The following is a 16,889-nucleotide window of genomic DNA, read 5'->3' as shown; positions in this document are numbered from 1 at the left end:
AAAATAATGATATATTTGGGCTCATTTAATACTTAACCCATAATCTACTTTTAACAACTATTAAAATGGATAGAATCGTAATTCTTATTAGACTTGCTGTCGCAATTTTTCTATTTTATGTACTTAATTATTTATTATACAGTACATTTAATCAAATCCCAGATTTCATAAGTGCCCCCATAAATGTAATTTTAGTAATTGGCGCTTTGTATTACGTTTATAAAAGCAGAAAACAATTTATTGCTGATAACGAGGACGAAGAAGGGATGCCTCTTCAGTTAGAAAAATCAAGTTATTTTTTCCTACCACTAGGAGCTGTAATCGCATTTTTTCTAGTATATTCTAGTTTTAGAACTTCACTTTATATTGACAATGGAAACGCTGTTCCAGTAGAAGTCACAATAGCTTCAACAACTAAAACCGTTGCTCCAAATGATTTTATTGTGATCGACACTCCCTTAGGCGAAAACGAAATAAGCATTAATGGAAAGAAAAAAACAATAAACATACTAGACAACGGAAAATGGGTTTATAACGTAGACAATTTGAATTCTTATATTGAAGGAACTGTAGATTACGCAGATCAGGAAGTGAGAAGTATAAATAATACACAAGATACTACTGCTACAAAACTCTCCGTTGATAAGATTATCCATAAAGAATTTTTCAAACTAGAGTCAGATTTTATTTTTGAGGCACCTGAAACTATATCTGTTTCAAAAGACACTCAAACAGGTACGGTGCATACTCAAACTGTTTTATATCGATTGCCAAAAGGAATATCACAAGTAAAATAAATAGATAAAAAAAGCTGCATTAAATAATGCAGCTTTTTTGTATTTAAAAACTAAGAAAGTTTAGTTTGTTTTCATCGGAGGTAAATCAAACGCAACAGAATCATGTTCAAAGTTGTTTCTGTGTCCGCCATCACAAAATGGTTTGTTTGCAGATAATCCGCAACGGCAAAGTCCTAATGCTGATCTTCCTTGCAAACCGTAAAGTGCTCCTTCTGGATCCATGATTTCAAAATCACCTTCGATTTTTATTGATCCGTTTTTATTGATGATAAGTTTTGTCTTGCTCATAAGATTGTTTTTGTTTTTTCTTCGGCAAAGGTTGCAAAATATATCTTTATTTATAAGTAGTAATCGTAGTTTAAACTGGTTCTATTTTACAAACCAATTCACCCAATCTTGTCATTTCGAGGCGCGAGAAATCCTCGCAAGAAACTCCGCATGGAAATTTACCAATCTTTGTCGAGCTACTTGCTAGGATTTCTCGCGCCTCGAAATGACAAGATTGCGTAAAAAACTTTGCGTCTCTGCGACTTTGCGAGATTAAAACGTAGCAAAAACTTCAGCGAATCTCCACGTACTAACAAATTCTCAATTCTATTGCTTATTTTTGCACTCAATAAAATTGAGTTATGATACAGAATCCAAAAAGATATACTATTACAGCAGCATTGCCTTATACTAATGGACCAATCCATATTGGCCATTTGGCGGGGGTTTACGTGCCTGCAGATATATATTCGAGATACTTGCGTTTGCAAGGAAAAGACGTTGCATTTATATGCGGAAGCGATGAACATGGTGTTGCAATTTCAATGAAAGCTAAAAAAGAAGGAATTACACCACAAGAAGTTATCGATAAATATGACGGAATTATCCGCAAATCATTCTCAGATTTCGGAATTTCTTTCAACAATTATTCAAGAACTTCGGCAAAAATTCATCACGATACGGCTTCAGAATTCTTTAGGACTTTATATGACAAAGGCGATTTTATTGAAGAAGTTACCGAGCAATTATACGATGCAAAAGCAAATCAGTTTTTAGCAGACCGTTTTGTTGTTGGAACTTGTCCAAAATGTGATAATCCAGAAGCATACGGAGATCAGTGCGAAAAATGCGGATCGACTTTGAATGCTACTGATTTGATCAACCCAAAATCAACTATCACTGGAGAAACTCCTATTTTAAAAGAAACGAAACACTGGTTTTTACCTTTAGACCGATATTCTGATTTTTTAACGAAATGGATTTTAGAAGGACATAAAAACGACTGGAAACCTAATGTTTACGGTCAAGTAAAATCTTGGATTGACGGCGGATTAGAACCTCGTGCGGTAACGCGCGACTTAGATTGGGGAATTGATGTTCCGGTTGAAGGTGCCGAAGGAAAAAAATTATATGTTTGGTTTGATGCGCCTATCGGATATATTTCGTCTACGAAAGAATGGGCAGCGCGCGAAGGAAAAGATTGGGAACCATATTGGAAAGATGAAGACACGAAGCTGGTTCACTTTATTGGGAAAGACAATATTGTTTTTCACTGCATCATTTTCCCTGCGATGCTTAAAGCCGAAGGAAGCTACATTTTACCAGACAATGTTCCGGCAAATGAGTTCTTGAATTTAGAAGGAAACAAACTTTCGACTTCTAAAAACTGGGCGGTTTGGTTGCATGAATATTTAGAAGAGTTTCCAGACAAGCAGGATGTTTTGCGTTATGCCTTAACATCAAACGCGCCGGAAACAAAAGATAATGATTTTACTTGGAAAGATTTTCAGGCGAGAAACAACAACGAATTAGTGGCGATTTTCGGGAATTTCATTAATCGTGTTGTAGTTTTAACCAACAAATATTACGAAGGAGTTATTCCGACGCCAAATGAATTTTCTGAAGTTGACGAACAAACGTTAGCCGAATTAAAAGCGTATCCGGCTGTGATTTCAAGTTCGGTTGAGCGTTACAGATTCCGTGAAGCTTTAGGTGAGTTGATGAATGTTGCTCGTTTAGGAAACAAATATCTTGCTGACGAAGAGCCTTGGAAAGTAATGAAAGACAATCCAGAGCGTGTAAAAACGCAAATGTATGTGGCATTGCAAATTGCTGCGGCGTTGAGCGTTTTAGCTGAACCGTTTTTACCTTTTACATCGGCGAAACTTTCTAAAATCTTGAATTTAGGTGATCTTAAAGAACATTTTGCTGGTTTCAGCAAGTTTTTGAAAGAGAAAGATCATGATGCAAAAGACATCATTCTTGATAAAACATTAGGATGGAATGATATTGCTGAAAATTCAGATTTAATTCCGGCTGGACACAAAATTGGCGAAGCAGAATTGCTTTTTGCTAAAATCGAAGACGAAGAAATACAAAAACAAATAGATAAATTGGAAGCAACAAAAACAGCTAATTTAGCTGAAAGCAAACAGCCAGAACCGCAAAAAGATTTAATTCAGTTTGAGGATTTTGCGAAAATGGATATCCGTATTGGAACAATTTTGGAAGCTGAAAAAATGCCAAAAGCAAATAAACTTTTGGTTCTTAAAGTAGATACTGGAATTGACGTTCGTACCATTGTTTCGGGAATTGCAGAAAGTTTTTCTCCAGAAGAAATCATTGGGAAACGTGTTTCTGTTTTAGCAAACTTAGCGCCAAGAGCGCTTCGTGGTGTTGAAAGTCAAGGAATGATCTTAATGACAACAAATGCTGAAGGAAAATTGGTTTTTGTAAATCCAGATGCTGATGCTCCAAACGGATCGACTGTAAACTAAATTAGATTTATATAGTTATATAAATTGCGTGAGTCGATTATTCTTAATTGATTCACGCAATTTTCTTTTTACCTACAAGCCTAAAAAATTAGATAATATGAAACTCACTAAACCAAGATTAGCATTAATCTGCGGTATACTCTGCATTTCAATTTTTCCGATATTGGTCAAATTACGATTAACACCAGGATTAATTTCGGCATTTTACCGAATGTTCTTTGCTGTTGTTTTGCTTTTGCCGTATACACTTTTGAGTAAAAACTTTAAACTCCCAAGTTTAAAATTTACGCTTTTGGCAATGCTTTGCGGTGTATTATTTTCTTCTGATGTTGCCGTTTGGAATATTGCAATTCAGGATTCCAGCGCAACGCAGGCATCGCTGTTAACTAATTTGTCTCCGGTTTGGGTTGGAATTGGTACTTTTTTATTTTTAAAATCGAAACCAGCAACCAATTTCTGGATCGGAACCATTGTTTCCTTGTTCGGAATGATAACGTTGGTTGGATTTGAATTTTTTATTGATTTGAATTTTGATCAAGCCTTTCTGTTTGCTGTTTTATCAGGAATCTTGTATTCCATTTATCTTTTGGTCAGCAAAAATGTACTTTCAGAAGTTGATGTTTTATCCTTTATGACGATCAGTTTATTAGCTTCGAGTATTTACTTAGGAATTCTTTGTTACGCTTTAAACGAACCTTTTACAGGATTTTCAAATATAGGCTGGTTTGTATTGGTTTTGCAGGCTGTCATTTGTCAATTATGCGCTTGGCTTTCGATCAGTTATGCGACGCAACATATGCGCGCTACGAGAGTTTCACTGAGTTTATTGAGTCAGGCAGTAATTACATCCATTTTGGCTTGGTTGTTTTTAGAAGAAAAAATAACTTTACAGATGGTTTTTGGCGGTATCATTCTGCTTTTCGGAATTCGAATTACGTTTTACGATAAGACAATTTCATTAAAAAGACTGTTTTCTGAGGATTGAGAATGGCACGCGGATGGCACGGATTCTGGCGGATTTACGCAGATTTATTTTTTAATTAGTACCGTAAAATTTCACGCAGATTTTGCAGATTAAAGCAGATTGGCGCAGATATTTTTAAAAAACATTTAAAATCATTTTAATCTGTGGCGAAAAACCTGAAACTTGAAACAAAACAAAAACTTGAAACAAAAACATTATGTTACATAAAAACAAAATACCAAATTTAAAAGTGATCGCATTTGATGCCGATGATACTTTATTTGTAAACGAACCTTATTTTCAGGAAACCGAAAATAAATTTTGTGCTTTAATGGAAGATTATCTTTCGCATCAAGGAATTTCGCAGGAATTATTCAAAATTGAAATTGCAAATCTGCCTTTATACGGTTACGGAATAAAAGGTTATATTCTTTCAATGATTGAAGCTGCCATGAATATTTCTAATAACACGATTCCGATGGAAGTCATCGAAAAAATCATTCAATACGGAAAAGAACTTCTGGAAAAACCAATCGAACTTCTGGATGGAATCGAAGAAACTTTACAAGCACTTCACGGAAAATACAAACTCGTTGTCGCTACAAAAGGCGATCTAAAAGATCAGCACAGCAAACTGCATCGTTCTGGTTTAGGACACTATTTTCACCATATCGAAGTAATGTCAGACAAGCAAGAAGTTGATTATGAAAAACTTTTAGGCCGTTTAGACATTAAAGCGCATGAGTTTTTGATGATTGGAAATTCGCTTAAATCAGATGTTCTTCCAGTATTAGGAATTGGCGGGTATGCAGTTCATATTCCGTTTCATACCACTTGGGAACACGAAAAAATCAATCACAAAGTAGAACACGAACATTTTAGTTCATTTGAAAATATTACCGAAGTCGTTCCAAATTTAATATAATGAAAACACTTTTAGACCTAGAAAACTGGAACAGAAAAGAACATTTTGCCCATTTCAGCAAAATGGAAGAACCTTTTTTTGGCGCAACAGTCGAGATTGATTGCACTAAAGCGTATCAAACCGCCAAAGAACTGAATGTTTCTTTTTTTATTTATTACCTGCATAAAACATTAGTAGCTGTAAATTCGGTTGAAAATTTTAAATACCGAATTTTAGAAGATAAAATATACATCAATGATCGTATTGATGCATCGGCAACGATTGGGCGTGAAGACGGAACTTTCGGGTTTTCTTTAATCGAATATAATTCAGATTTTGAAATCTTCAAACAAAATGCTTTAGCCGAAATTGAACGCATTCAAAAGACATCCGGACTTTTCACCAGGGAATTTAATGATGATAATTTGATTCATTTTTCAGCCATCCCATGGTTAAACTTTACCTCGCTTACTCACGCCCGAAGTTTTACGTTTCCAGATAGCTGTCCAAAAGTTTCTTTTGGCAAAATGATGGTTTCTGAAACAGGCAAAAGAACAATCTCAATGGCCGTATATGTTCATCATGGATTAATGGATGGATTACATTTGGGTAAATTTGTAGATAATTTTCAAGAATTGATGAATGGTTAGAGAATAAAACTGGAATACTTTTTGTGCGTAAAAACACATGAAACAAATCTACCTTTTATTAGCTGTATTTTATAATACCGTTTTATTAAGTCAAACGGTATTAACTTCTTATCCTTTAAATTTCGATAAAGAACTAAAATCTGCTCAGATCTTGACTGCAGCAAATAATGCAACAAATGAAGTATTTGTTTTTGCACGAACAGACAAGGAACTTACAATTTTAAAGTACAATAGCGCCTTATTTTTAAAAGATAAATTTACTTTTTCACCTCAATACACCGAGGACGCACTTTTAATTGGCTACAGCTTTAGCGACGATGGAAATCCCACTTTATATTGGAGTTCTGGAGATGGCAGCATTATCACAATAATTAAATATTATTTTGAAGACAAAAGATCAAAAGCCCTTCAGTTTTTATTCCCTGCCAAAACACAAACTCTTCGGGCAGAATATGAAAACAACAATTCTTTCTACATGCTTGCTGAAAGCAAATCACAGTCAAAACTTATTTTATATATTTTTAAAAACGGATTAGTAGAACAAAAAGAACTTGATTTCAGCAGATTTAATTTCCAAAACAACAATGCTACAAATCTAAATTTTCGCCAGATTTTGAAAGAAAATCCAATAGAAAAAATGGAACCGAATGAATACAATTCAATATATAAAGCGAGTTCAAAAGTAAAAGTATATCCTTTCAAGGATAGAATCATTTTAACCTTGGATAACACTATTAAAAACACACAATTATTTGATATAGACTTAAGCACTCTTGAAATAAAAGAAAAATATTTCCCTCAGCCTCTAGGCAAAAAAGCACCTAAAACATCTAATTCTTTTTTTCGTGACAATAAATTATTTCAAATTAATACGAATGAAGAGCAACTTTTATTCGAAATAAGAGATTATAATTCCGATCAAGTCATGAAGCATTTTGATGTTGCCAAAAATGATACTATACGTTTCAAAAATTCACCATTTCAGTTTCAAAAAAACAATAGTAAACCTAGACAGTTAAAAAATACTGCTGCTTTTTTAAAACAATTATCAAATGGCACAATAGGTTTATCCGTTTTTACCAATCAGCAAAATATCTTTATAACCGTCGCAGGTATTACTAAAAAACTCATTTTTGATTCTTATGAAATTTCTAATCCAGAAAATGTTTTTTATGGAAATAACCCGAGTAGTTTTTACGAAACATCTGTATATTTTGAAAGCATTTGGGATAAAAATTTTAACATAACCACTAGCGAACAAGAACCGCTTGCAACAGACAAAATCTACTATTTTATAGATAAAAACCAAAAAATCAGAATGCAAAGTATTCTAAAATTTAAAGATTATTGTGTTTTAGGCTATTATGATTTAAAAACGAAACACTACGTCCTTCGCAAATTTACAGATGGATATAACTAATATGCCTTTTTGTACTAAAAGAAAAAATAACTTACCCTATTCTGATATAATCATATCTTTTAATGGATGATTATTCCTACAATACATTGTTTTTTTGACGCGAATTTAAAATCTCAAATAACAATGAAAAAAATTGTAATTACCTTGGCTTTTGCTCTAAGCATCATGCGTGTAAGTGCACAAACAGAAACTAAGTCGGCAGATAATTTTAATAAATGGTCTGTAGAACTTGACGGCGGTTTTAACAAAGCGCAACGTCCATTCACATCAAGTAATTATTACAGCTCAAGAATCAGTCCTTTCACGGCTGACTTGGGAGTAAGGTATATGCTTAACAACAAGTTTGGTTTGAAAGCTGATTTTGGATACAATAGTTTAACCGAACAAAAAGACAGTTCAATGCCTTTTGACTCTAAGTATTATAGAGTTGACTTACAGGCTGTAGCAAACTTAGGTCGCATCATGAATTTTGAAACTTGGACCAATACATTTGGTTTATTAGCGCACGCAGGTTTTGGAGTTGCTCAATTAGAAAACAAAGACTATCATGTTAGAGACAGAATTGGAAATGCAATTGCTGGTTTGACAGGACAAGTGAGATTAACTGATAGAGTCGCTTTGACAGCTGACATGAGTACAATTTTAAATGCCTATCAAGATCACACTTTTGACGGAGCTGCAGCAACTGGTAGCAGAGGATTTTCAGGTTTGCTTTTTAACGGAACAGTTGGTTTACAAGTTTACTTAGGAAAAAATACAAAACATGCTGACTGGGTTGTAACATCAGACAATGCTTATATTGCAGCGTTAGAAAACAAAGTAGCAGGCCTTGAAGAGCAAATCAAAAAAGCTCCAGAAAAACAAGTAATTGTAGAAAAACCGGTGACAAACACCGTTCTAGCCGACAAAGATGTTGTTAAAGAGATGATCAACGATAAATATTACAGTGTTTATTTTGATTTCAACAAATCAACTCCAATTGAAGCGTCAACATCGGCGATTGATGTTATTTTATCTTACTTAAGAAAAAATCCATCTGCATCAATTGATATTGTTGGTCACGCAGATCAAGTAGGAAGTTCTGATTACAACAATAAGTTAGCTAATACAAGAGCAACAAATGTTAAAACCATTTTAGAAAAAGCTGGCATTGCATCATCAAGATTAAATGTTATCTCTGAAGGAGCTGATAATTCAATCCAAAAAGAATCAGAAGAAGCAAGAAGATTAGCGAGAAGAGTTACTTTCAGAGTAAAATAATCTCTTTCCTATTTCAAAACTGAAGCCTCAAAGAAATTTCTTTGGGGCTTTTTTATAATTCGGAAAATAGAAAATTGTTCAAGTAGCTACTAAATTTTTCCTTTTGCAAAAAATCATTTTATTTCATTAATTTTGAAAATATATCCGACCAAATCCTAATGAAAAAAATACTGCTTTTCCTTCTTCTGCTTTCGCAATCAATATTGTTCAGCCAGACTATATTAAATTCTTCTGTTCTAAATTTAAATAAACCTTCAGAGAATGGCCAGCTTATAAATGCCGAAAACATCAAAACTCATGAAGTATTTGTTTTTGCTTCTGACAATAAAACAATCAATATTTTAAAATATAATAAATCTCTGTTTCTATCAAATCAGTTTAAAGATACTCTTAGAGCTGAACAAAAGAGAGTGATGATGGGTTATAGCTTTGGCGAAGATGGAAACCCAACACTTTATTGGGGGTCTGATAATCACAAAAATATCCGCATAATAAAATACAATCTGGAAACAAAAACATCAAATGCTTTAAGTTTTGATTTTCCAGCAAATACAGGAAACATTATTACTTCTTTCCAGAAAAACAATACATTTTATGTTCTTTCCAAAGAAAAAGATCAGGAGCATCTGCTTTTATTTCAATTTAAAAATGATAAATGCGAAATAAAAATGTTCAATTTCACACCGTTTTCTTTTCAAAATGAAAGAGGTCAGGCTGTTTCTTTCAGCGCACTTGTTCAATACCACTACCCGATTGAAAAAATGGAAACCGACGATTTTTCTGCTTTGGACAAAACCGAAAAGAAAAGCAAAATGTATGTTCTGGACGAACGAATTATTCTAACATTTGATTACAACACAAAACATACTCAGGTTTTTAGTCTAAATATGCAAACTAATGAGGTCATGGAGAAAATTTTTGACACGCCCGACACGCAAACAGGACCAAAAACTACAAACTCATTTTATCTTGAAAATAAGCTCTATCAAATTAGTGCAAACAGCGAACAGCTTCTGTTCAGTCTGAAAGATTTTGATTCGGGTAAAAGCATAAAAAATATTTCGGTTTCAAAAAACGACACGATCAGTTTTAAAAACTCACCAATGTTTTTACAGGTAAACGGCGAAAAACCTCAGAAATTAAAAACAACAGCCAAATTCCTAAAACAATTATCAACTGTAAATGCAACACTTTCGGCTTTCAAAAACAGGCAATATACTTTTGTAACTTTTGGTGGATTTGCTTCCTATCAATCTCTGAGTGTAAATTATGGCGACGGTTTTAATAATGTACAAAATGCAAGCAAAATGGTGTTCTTTGACACAGCAATAAATTCTGATTTTGAGTTTGTAAAGGATAGTCAAATTGAACCTTTGGCAATTGATAATCTAAATTATTTTATGAGTACCAGCAAAAACATTGCGATGATCAGTATTCTAAAAGTAACCGATTTTTACATTTTAGGATATTATGACACTGTTTCAAAAAGCTACATCATGCGCAAATTCACCGATGGCTTTATGGATCAAAGTGCTGGAAATCCAATTATTAACAAAGCAATATTTTCAAAATCTCTTCCATTGAACAGAAATTAAATTTATTGAGAATCAATCCAAATGTCTGATGTTTTAGCCATTTCTAAAAAGCGGAATGGATTATTTTTGTTAATTTTACAAAAAAGACATCATTATGCTATCAAAAAATATTGAAACAGCTTTAAACAAGCAAATTCGCATAGAAGCAGAATCTTCGCAAACTTATCTTTCTATGGCTTGTTGGGCTGAAGTACACGGATTAGAGGGAATTGCTCAATTCATGTACACACAGTCAGATGAAGAGCGTGCACACATGCTTAAATTAATTAAGTACGTAAATGAACGCGGAGGACACGCTCTAATTACAGATCTAAAAGCCCCTAAAATAACATATTCTACTTTTAAAGAAATGTTTGAAGAGCTTTACAATCATGAACTTTTTGTTTCAAAATCTATCAATGAATTAGTGCACATAACTTTTGAAGAAAAAGACTATGCAACACATAATTTCTTGCAATGGTACGTTTCTGAACAAATCGAAGAAGAAGCTACAGCTAAATCAATTTTGGATAAAATCAACTTGATTGGTGAAGATAAAGGCGGACTTTATTTATTCGACCGTGATATTCAGCAATTAACAGTTACCAGCTCGATTGCTATCAACCCAAAATAAAAAAGTTAAAGTTTATTTAGAATACTTAAAAATAACTTTTTTGATATATATTTGCCACTGTTTTTATAATACAGAGGAAAATTGGGCAAGAAAGAAAAAGACAAGGACAAGAAAAAGGATAAAAAGAAAAAAAAGAATAAAGCTATCCTTGAGAACATTAAGAAGTTGGAAAACTGTAAATCTTCTTGTTGTGAGAAATACAAAAAAAGTGAGAAGAAACGTTGTTCACGTTGTCCGATGTTTGATTTATTCAAAAAAACTGCTTAACAAAATATACAAAAACCCACCAGATTTTTCTAGTGGGTTTTTTAGTTTTAAATTGCAGACTTGTTGCAATTTAAAAGACTCTAAATTTATATGGAAAACCAAATCATAATTCCAAAATCCAGTCTGGAATTTTTATGTCAGCTGAAAGAAAACAATAACAAACCTTGGTTTGATGCACATAAACCAGAATATTTAATCGAATTAAATCATATTGAAACTTTTGCAGGCGCCCTTCTTCATGAGCTTTCTAAAACTGATGTTCTTGAAACTAGTTCTGGCAAAAAAAGCGTCTACAGAATTTATCGCGATATTCGTTTTTCCAAAGATAAAACTCCTTTTAAAACATTTTGGGGAGGCAGTTTTACGCGTGCAACTGCTGCCAGACGCGGCGGTTATTATTTTCATTTAGAAAAAGGAAATAGTTTTTTCGCTGGAGGATTTTGGGGACCAAATGCCGAAGATTTAAAGCGAATAAGAGCAGAATTCGCAAGAGATCCTGAAACTTTTCAGGAAATATTGAATGCAAAATCTTTCATCAGCAACTTCGGAACTTTACAAGGTGAGCAGCTGAAAACAAAACCAAAAGGCTTCGAAGTGGATCATCCAGCAATTGATTTACTTCGTTTCAAACAATTTTTGGTTATAAAACGTTTTTCAGATGAAGAAGTATTAAGTCCACTTTTTCTTGAGCAAGCTTTAGATGCATTTAAAAACATGAGACCCTTTTTTGATTATATGAGCGAAGTGCTTACTACTGATATAAATGGGGCTTCGGTTCTATAACTATTTTTAGGCGACACAATTAAACCCGACAGGTTTCAAAAACCTGTCGGGTTTTGCTTCATTCAATCAAAGATTATTTACTAAGCAATAAAATTTCGTTTACAACAACTTCGGTAATGTACTTTTTTTCTCCGTTTTTGTCATCATAACTTTTGTGGGTCAGCTTTCCTTCTAAAGCCACTTCTTTTCCCTTGACAACAAATTTTTCGATAATTTCAGCTGTTTTCCCCCAAGCCGTAACGCGATGCCATTCCGTCTGTGTTACTTTTTCACCTTTGTCATTTCTGTAAATTTCGTTTGTTGCGATAGTTAAGTGCGCAAGCTTTTTACCGCTTTCTAATGTTTTAATTTCTGGATCGTTACCTACGTTACCAATTAATTGTACTCTGTTTTTCATTGCATTCATGGCGTATACTTTTTAAATGTTCTTATAAAAATTCGTTGATCAAATTCAACAATGCAAAGTTGTGACGCCATTGCTAAAATATTCGGTTGTAAACTATTTACTTTCGATTGTAACTATTTGTAAGCGTTTGCAAATGGAAATATTTTTGTATATTTGAGATAAATCCTACGATATGCAAACAAAAATTAATAAAGTTGAACTTCGTAACTTGGAAATCGAAGACTACAAACAGCTAAAAAATTCGATGATTCAGTCTTATCCTGAAATGGCGAATTCATATTGGCAATCTGAAGATATTGAAAAATTATTGGCTATTTTTCCAGAAGGACAACTAGTGATCTTGGTAGACGGCATAGTGGTAGGATCAGCATTATCGCTTATTGTTGATGAAAAACTCGTTGACAAAAAGCATAATTATAGTCAGATTCTTGGCGACTACACTTTCTCAACACATAATTCCAATGGAGAAATTTTATACGGAATTGATGTTTTTATTCATCCAAATTACCGCGGACTGCGATTAGGCCGCAGATTATATGATGCACGTAAAGAACTTTGCGAACAATTGAATTTAAAAGCAATTGTTTTTGCAGGAAGAATTCCGAATTACGCACAGCATTCCAAAAAACTGAGTCCAAAAAATTACATCGAAAAGGTAAAACACAAAGAATTATATGATCCGGTTCTCTCTTTTCAGCTCAGCAACGATTTTCACGTTATAAGAATCATCAAAAATTATTTAGAAGGCGACGAAGAATCAAAAGAATTTGCTGTTTTGCTGGAATGGAACAACATTTATTACGACGAAAGTCCAAAACTGATCAATCTTGAAAAAAGCGTTATTCGGCTTGGGTTAATTCAATGGCAAATGCGCCCCCTTAATAATCTGGAAGAATTTTTTGAGCAAGCTGAATTTTTTATTGATGTGGTTTCTGGTTATGGAAGCGACTTTGCTTTATTTCCAGAACTTTTCATCGCGCCATTAATGGCCGATTACAATCACTTATCTGAAGCAGAAGCTATTAGAGAGCTGGCGCGCCATACTGAACCGGTCAGAAAACGTTTCCAAGAACTTTCCATTTCATACAACATCAATATTATAACGGGAAGTATGCCGTATCTGGAAAATGGGAATTTATACAATGTTGGTTTTTTATGTAAAAGAGATGGAACTTCAGAAATGTACACTAAAATTCATATCACGCCAAACGAAGTAGTGCATTGGGGAATGAAAGGCGGCTCAGAATTTAGAACCTTTGATACTGATTGTGGTAAAATTGGGATTTTAATTTGTTATGATGTCGAGTTTCCTGAGCTTTCAAGGCTTTTGGCAGATGAAGGAATGAATATTTTATTTGTGCCATTTTTAACCGATACTCAAAACGGATATACTCGTGTAAAACACTGTTCACAGGCACGTGCAATTGAAAACGAATGTTATGTCGCAATTGCAGGATGTGTTGGAAATCTTCCGAAAGTGAATAATATGGATATTCAATATGCACAAGCATCGGTATTTACGCCATCCGATTTTGCTTTTCCAAGCAACGGAATCAAAGCCGAAGCAACCCCAAATACAGAAATGACGTTAATTGTTGATGTTGATTTAAATTTGCTAAAAGAGCTTCACGAACACGGAAGTGTTCATACTTTAAAAGACAGAAGAACAGATTTATACGAAATTAAAAAACTTAATTCATGAAGACTTGCCTCGAATGTTCCGAAAAAATTGTTGGCCGTGAAGACAAAAAATTCTGTTCAGACAGCTGCCGAAATACCTACAACAATAAAATAAATAAAGATACCACCAATTTTATGCGGAATGTAAACAATAAATTACGCAAAAATTACCGTATTTTGGCTGAATTAAATTCAGAAGGAAAATCGAAAGCAACGCGGGAAAAAATGATAAATAAAGGTTTTGATTTTGATTTCTTTACCAATATCTTGCAGACCAAAACAGGGAATACCTACTATTTCCTGTACGACCAAGGATACCGTTCCTTGGACAACGATTATTTTATGCTAGTTAAAAAAGAAATATAGTACGATTCATCATGAAAAAAAACCCCACCTCAATTCTTGGATTTCTTTGTGTATTAGGCATTTTGGGCATTATTTATGCCACAATGATGCCACAATTTATCTCGCGGGAAGAGGAAGCTTTGGCAGAATTCTCGACAGAAAGAGCCTTGAATCAGGTAGAAATAATTGCGCAAAAACCGCATTATGTAGGGTCAACCAATCATGAATTAGTAGCAAATTATTTAAAACTTGAACTAAACAGAATAGGTCTAGAAACCTCAACTCAAGAAGGTTTTACACTTAACGACAGAGGGCTTTTAGTAAAATCTAAAAATATTCTGGCTCGCATAAAGGGAACTGACAACTCAAAAGCACTTTTGCTTCTTTCACATTACGACAGTGCACCACATTCTTTTTCAAAAGGCGCAAGTGATGATGCTTCTGGAGTTGCCACTATTCTTGAAGGTATTCGTGCTTTTTTATATGCAAAACAACCTCATAAAAATGATATTATAATTCTATTTTCTGATGCTGAGGAATTAGGTCTAAACGGAGCTTCACTTTTTGTAAACAAACATCCTTGGGCAAAAGATGTTGGACTAGTCCTTAATTTTGAAGCAAGAGGATCATCTGGACCAAGTTATATGCTGATGGAAACCAACAAAGGAAACAAAGCCCTTGTAAAAGAGTTTTCGAATGCAAAAGCAGCATATCCGGTTTCAAATTCATTGATGTACAGCATTTATAAAATGCTTCCAAATGACACTGATTTAACTGTTTTTAGAGAGCAAGGCAAAATTCAAGGCTTTAATTTTGCTTTTATCGATGGACATTACAATTATCATACGCAACAAGATGATGTACAACATTTAAACAAAACAACATTGGCACATCAGGGATCGTATTTGATGCCTTTGTTGAAATATTTATCAAATGCTGATTTGAATGCCACAGATGCTGCCGAAGACGATGTTTATTTTAGCGTTCCGTTTTCTTTTATCAATTATCCGTTTTCTTGGGTAACACCAATGACAATAATTGCTTTAGGATTACTTATTCTTTTTATTTTTATCGGAAAAGCAAAACACATCATCAATTTCAGAGAGATTTTCAAAGGTTTTGTGCCACTTTTAGGAGCGGTAATTATTGCTGGATTAGTAACTTTTTTAGGTTGGAAAATTGTTCTGGAAATATATCCGCAGTATTCAGATATGCTCAATGGATTCACTTATAACGGTCACGCTTATATTGGCGCGTTTGTAACCCTGAGCATTGCCATTTGCTTTGCATTCTATCACCATTTTTCTGATCCAAAATCAACAATGAATCATTTTGTGACTGCATTGCTTCTTTGGATTATTATAAATGCCTTTATCGCAAATAGTTTAGTTGGAGCCGGATTCTTGATCGTTCCAGTTTATTTCGGAATAATTTTATTTGGAATTTACGTTCTCACAGGACATAACATTTTAGGCGTAAATTTACTATTCTCTATACCGGCTTTAATAATCATTGCGCCATTTATTGTAATGTTCCCAATTGGTTTAGGTTTAAAAATTCTTTTTGGAAGTGCCATTCTAACCGTTTTAGCTTTCGGATTATTGCTTCCAATTTTTGGAGCTTTTATCAAAAAAGGGATTTGGACAATGTTATTTTTTGCGGTTTCAATTGGCTTTTTCATCTATGCCGGCTATCATTCTGGATACGAACACGGAAAAGCAAAATCGAACAGTTTATTATATGTTTACAATGCGAATACCAATTCTGCAGTTTGGACAACATACGATGTTAACTTAGACGAATGGACAAAATCGTATTTAGGAGAAACAAATCAAAAAGCTGTTGGCTTAAACAGTCTTCCGCTTGCCAGCAAATACAATTCTGGTTTTACTTATAGCGCAATCGCGCCTGTTGTTGATGTTCCAAAGCCTACAATTTCTTTTTTACGAGACAGTGTAATAGGAAATAAACGATATTTAAAAATTAGAATAACGCCAAACCGTAAAGTAAACCGTTATGACATTTTTGCAAATCCAAAAATGACTTTTTACAACTTCAAGGCAAACGGCGTTACAGAATCGGGTGCAAGAACAAATCGACTTGAACGTGAAGGCGCAAAAATCTTATGTTACTATGTTGTTGGCAACGAACCTCTTGAAATGGAGTTTTACATCAATAAATCATCTATTTTTGATATGGATTTAATTGAAAGTTCTTTCGATTTAATGACAAATCCATTGCTTAAAGTAAAACCAAGAAGCGACTGGATGATGCCAACTCCATTTGTATTAAATGATGCCGTTTTAATTCAGCAAAAAATAAAAAGATACACAGCGCCACTGCCGGCAATCCAAACTGCACCAGTAAAAGATAGTTTGGCTGTTGTAAAAGATAGTTTAGCACCGGCGGTTGTTAAACCAGAGTAAATAAAATAAAACAA

The 16,889-nt window shown here is 33.8% G+C and carries 15 protein-coding genes; 13 read left to right on the top strand and 2 right to left on the bottom strand.

Annotation, left to right across the window (positions count from 1 at the left end; all coding sequences use genetic code 11):
- The first annotated feature begins 65 nt into the window (after positions 1 to 65).
- Positions 66 to 797: a hypothetical protein gene (locus EV145_RS20595; RefSeq protein ID WP_133527073.1), complete on the top strand. Its 732-nt coding sequence runs from the start codon at positions 66 to 68 to the stop codon at positions 795 to 797.
- A 60-nt stretch (positions 798 to 857) separates the two neighbouring features.
- On the opposite strand, the gene EV145_RS20590 is transcribed toward EV145_RS20595, so the two are convergent.
- Positions 858 to 1,085 carry a CDGSH iron-sulfur domain-containing protein gene (locus EV145_RS20590; RefSeq protein WP_012022943.1) on the bottom strand — a complete coding sequence of 76 codons (228 nt, stop codon included), beginning with the start codon at positions 1,083 to 1,085 and terminating at the stop codon, positions 858 to 860.
- Between the two features lie 341 nt (positions 1,086 to 1,426).
- On the opposite strand from EV145_RS20590, the gene metG reads away from it, so the two are divergent.
- The 9 genes from metG (at position 1,427) to EV145_RS20540 (ending at position 12,018) form a co-directional block, all read left to right on the top strand.
- Positions 1,427 to 3,562 carry a methionine--tRNA ligase gene (metG, locus tag EV145_RS20585; RefSeq protein WP_133527072.1) on the top strand — a complete coding sequence of 712 codons (2,136 nt, stop codon included), beginning with the start codon at positions 1,427 to 1,429 and terminating at the stop codon, positions 3,560 to 3,562.
- A gap of 97 nt (positions 3,563 to 3,659) precedes the next feature.
- Positions 3,660 to 4,547: a DMT family transporter gene (locus tag EV145_RS20580; RefSeq protein ID WP_133527071.1), complete on the top strand. Its 888-nt coding sequence runs from the start codon at positions 3,660 to 3,662 to the stop codon at positions 4,545 to 4,547.
- Positions 4,548 to 4,743: 196 nt separating this feature from the next.
- On the top strand, positions 4,744 to 5,451 hold the full coding sequence (locus EV145_RS20575) for an HAD family hydrolase (RefSeq protein ID WP_133527070.1): 708 nt from the start codon (positions 4,744 to 4,746) through the stop codon (positions 5,449 to 5,451).
- The gene (locus EV145_RS20570) at positions 5,451 to 6,080 is read left to right on the top strand and encodes a chloramphenicol acetyltransferase (RefSeq protein ID WP_133527069.1); all 630 of its coding nucleotides are present in this window, start codon (positions 5,451 to 5,453) and stop codon (positions 6,078 to 6,080) included. Before EV145_RS20575 ends, EV145_RS20570 begins: the two co-directional genes overlap by 1 nt.
- 37 nt (positions 6,081 to 6,117) lie before the next feature.
- A complete protein-coding gene (locus tag EV145_RS20565; RefSeq protein ID WP_133527068.1) occupies positions 6,118 to 7,500 on the top strand; it encodes a hypothetical protein in 1,383 nt (460 codons plus the stop codon).
- A 123-nt stretch (positions 7,501 to 7,623) separates the two neighbouring features.
- Positions 7,624 to 8,760 (top strand): OmpA family protein, encoded by a 1,137-nt coding sequence (locus EV145_RS20560; RefSeq protein WP_133527067.1) that lies wholly within the window; start codon positions 7,624 to 7,626, stop codon positions 8,758 to 8,760.
- Between the two features lie 158 nt (positions 8,761 to 8,918).
- Entirely contained in the window at positions 8,919 to 10,355 is a 1,437-nt protein-coding gene (locus EV145_RS20555) for a hypothetical protein (protein ID WP_133527066.1), read from the top strand.
- A gap of 94 nt (positions 10,356 to 10,449) precedes the next feature.
- A complete protein-coding gene (locus tag EV145_RS20550; RefSeq protein ID WP_133527065.1) occupies positions 10,450 to 10,968 on the top strand; it encodes a ferritin in 519 nt (172 codons plus the stop codon).
- 357 nt (positions 10,969 to 11,325) lie between these two features.
- Positions 11,326 to 12,018, top strand: a complete 693-nt coding sequence (locus EV145_RS20540) for a DUF2461 domain-containing protein (RefSeq protein ID WP_133527064.1) — start codon at positions 11,326 to 11,328, stop codon at positions 12,016 to 12,018.
- 73 nt (positions 12,019 to 12,091) lie between these two features.
- Here EV145_RS20540 and EV145_RS20535 read toward each other — a convergent pair whose 3' ends face one another.
- On the bottom strand, positions 12,092 to 12,424 hold the full coding sequence (locus tag EV145_RS20535) for a single-stranded DNA-binding protein (RefSeq protein ID WP_133527063.1): 333 nt from the start codon (positions 12,422 to 12,424) through the stop codon (positions 12,092 to 12,094).
- Between the two features lie 172 nt (positions 12,425 to 12,596).
- Between EV145_RS20535 and EV145_RS20530 the strand changes: the two genes are divergently transcribed.
- The 3 genes from EV145_RS20530 to EV145_RS20520 are packed head-to-tail and all read left to right on the top strand — an operon-like array spanning position 12,597 to position 16,875.
- Positions 12,597 to 14,126, top strand: a complete 1,530-nt coding sequence (locus EV145_RS20530) for a bifunctional GNAT family N-acetyltransferase/carbon-nitrogen hydrolase family protein (protein ID WP_133527062.1) — start codon at positions 12,597 to 12,599, stop codon at positions 14,124 to 14,126.
- Positions 14,123 to 14,470 (top strand): hypothetical protein, encoded by a 348-nt coding sequence (locus EV145_RS20525; RefSeq protein ID WP_133527061.1) that lies wholly within the window; start codon positions 14,123 to 14,125, stop codon positions 14,468 to 14,470. The genes EV145_RS20530 and EV145_RS20525 overlap by 4 nt, the downstream gene beginning before the upstream one ends.
- Before the next feature lie 11 nt (positions 14,471 to 14,481).
- Positions 14,482 to 16,875, top strand: coding sequence for a M28 family peptidase (locus tag EV145_RS20520; RefSeq protein ID WP_133527060.1), 2,394 nt, complete (start codon positions 14,482 to 14,484; stop codon positions 16,873 to 16,875).
- Positions 16,876 to 16,889 lie beyond the last annotated feature (14 nt).

The sequence above is a fragment of the Flavobacterium sp. 245 genome (assembly GCF_004362055.1).
Classification (GTDB): domain Bacteria; phylum Bacteroidota; class Bacteroidia; order Flavobacteriales; family Flavobacteriaceae; genus Flavobacterium.
This window is presented reverse-complemented; position numbering and strand designations above follow the sequence as displayed.

Coding starts and splice junctions, on each gene's coding strand:
- EV145_RS20575 (WP_133527070.1), top strand. CDS start 4,744: ATGTTACATAAAAACAAAATACCAAATTTAAAAGTGATCGCATTTGAT.
- EV145_RS20560 (WP_133527067.1), top strand. CDS start 7,624: ATGAAAAAAATTGTAATTACCTTGGCTTTTGCTCTAAGCATCATGCGT.
- EV145_RS20595 (WP_133527073.1), top strand. CDS start 66: ATGGATAGAATCGTAATTCTTATTAGACTTGCTGTCGCAATTTTTCTA.
- EV145_RS20530 (WP_133527062.1), top strand. CDS start 12,597: ATGCAAACAAAAATTAATAAAGTTGAACTTCGTAACTTGGAAATCGAA.
- EV145_RS20525 (WP_133527061.1), top strand. CDS start 14,123: ATGAAGACTTGCCTCGAATGTTCCGAAAAAATTGTTGGCCGTGAAGAC.
- EV145_RS20555 (WP_133527066.1), top strand. CDS start 8,919: ATGAAAAAAATACTGCTTTTCCTTCTTCTGCTTTCGCAATCAATATTG.
- EV145_RS20590 (WP_012022943.1), bottom strand. CDS start 1,085: ATGAGCAAGACAAAACTTATCATCAATAAAAACGGATCAATAAAAATC.
- EV145_RS20580 (WP_133527071.1), top strand. CDS start 3,660: ATGAAACTCACTAAACCAAGATTAGCATTAATCTGCGGTATACTCTGC.
- metG (WP_133527072.1), top strand. CDS start 1,427: ATGATACAGAATCCAAAAAGATATACTATTACAGCAGCATTGCCTTAT.
- EV145_RS20565 (WP_133527068.1), top strand. CDS start 6,118: ATGAAACAAATCTACCTTTTATTAGCTGTATTTTATAATACCGTTTTA.
- EV145_RS20535 (WP_133527063.1), bottom strand. CDS start 12,424: ATGAATGCAATGAAAAACAGAGTACAATTAATTGGTAACGTAGGTAAC.
- EV145_RS20520 (WP_133527060.1), top strand. CDS start 14,482: ATGAAAAAAAACCCCACCTCAATTCTTGGATTTCTTTGTGTATTAGGC.
- EV145_RS20550 (WP_133527065.1), top strand. CDS start 10,450: ATGCTATCAAAAAATATTGAAACAGCTTTAAACAAGCAAATTCGCATA.
- EV145_RS20540 (WP_133527064.1), top strand. CDS start 11,326: ATGGAAAACCAAATCATAATTCCAAAATCCAGTCTGGAATTTTTATGT.
- EV145_RS20570 (WP_133527069.1), top strand. CDS start 5,451: ATGAAAACACTTTTAGACCTAGAAAACTGGAACAGAAAAGAACATTTT.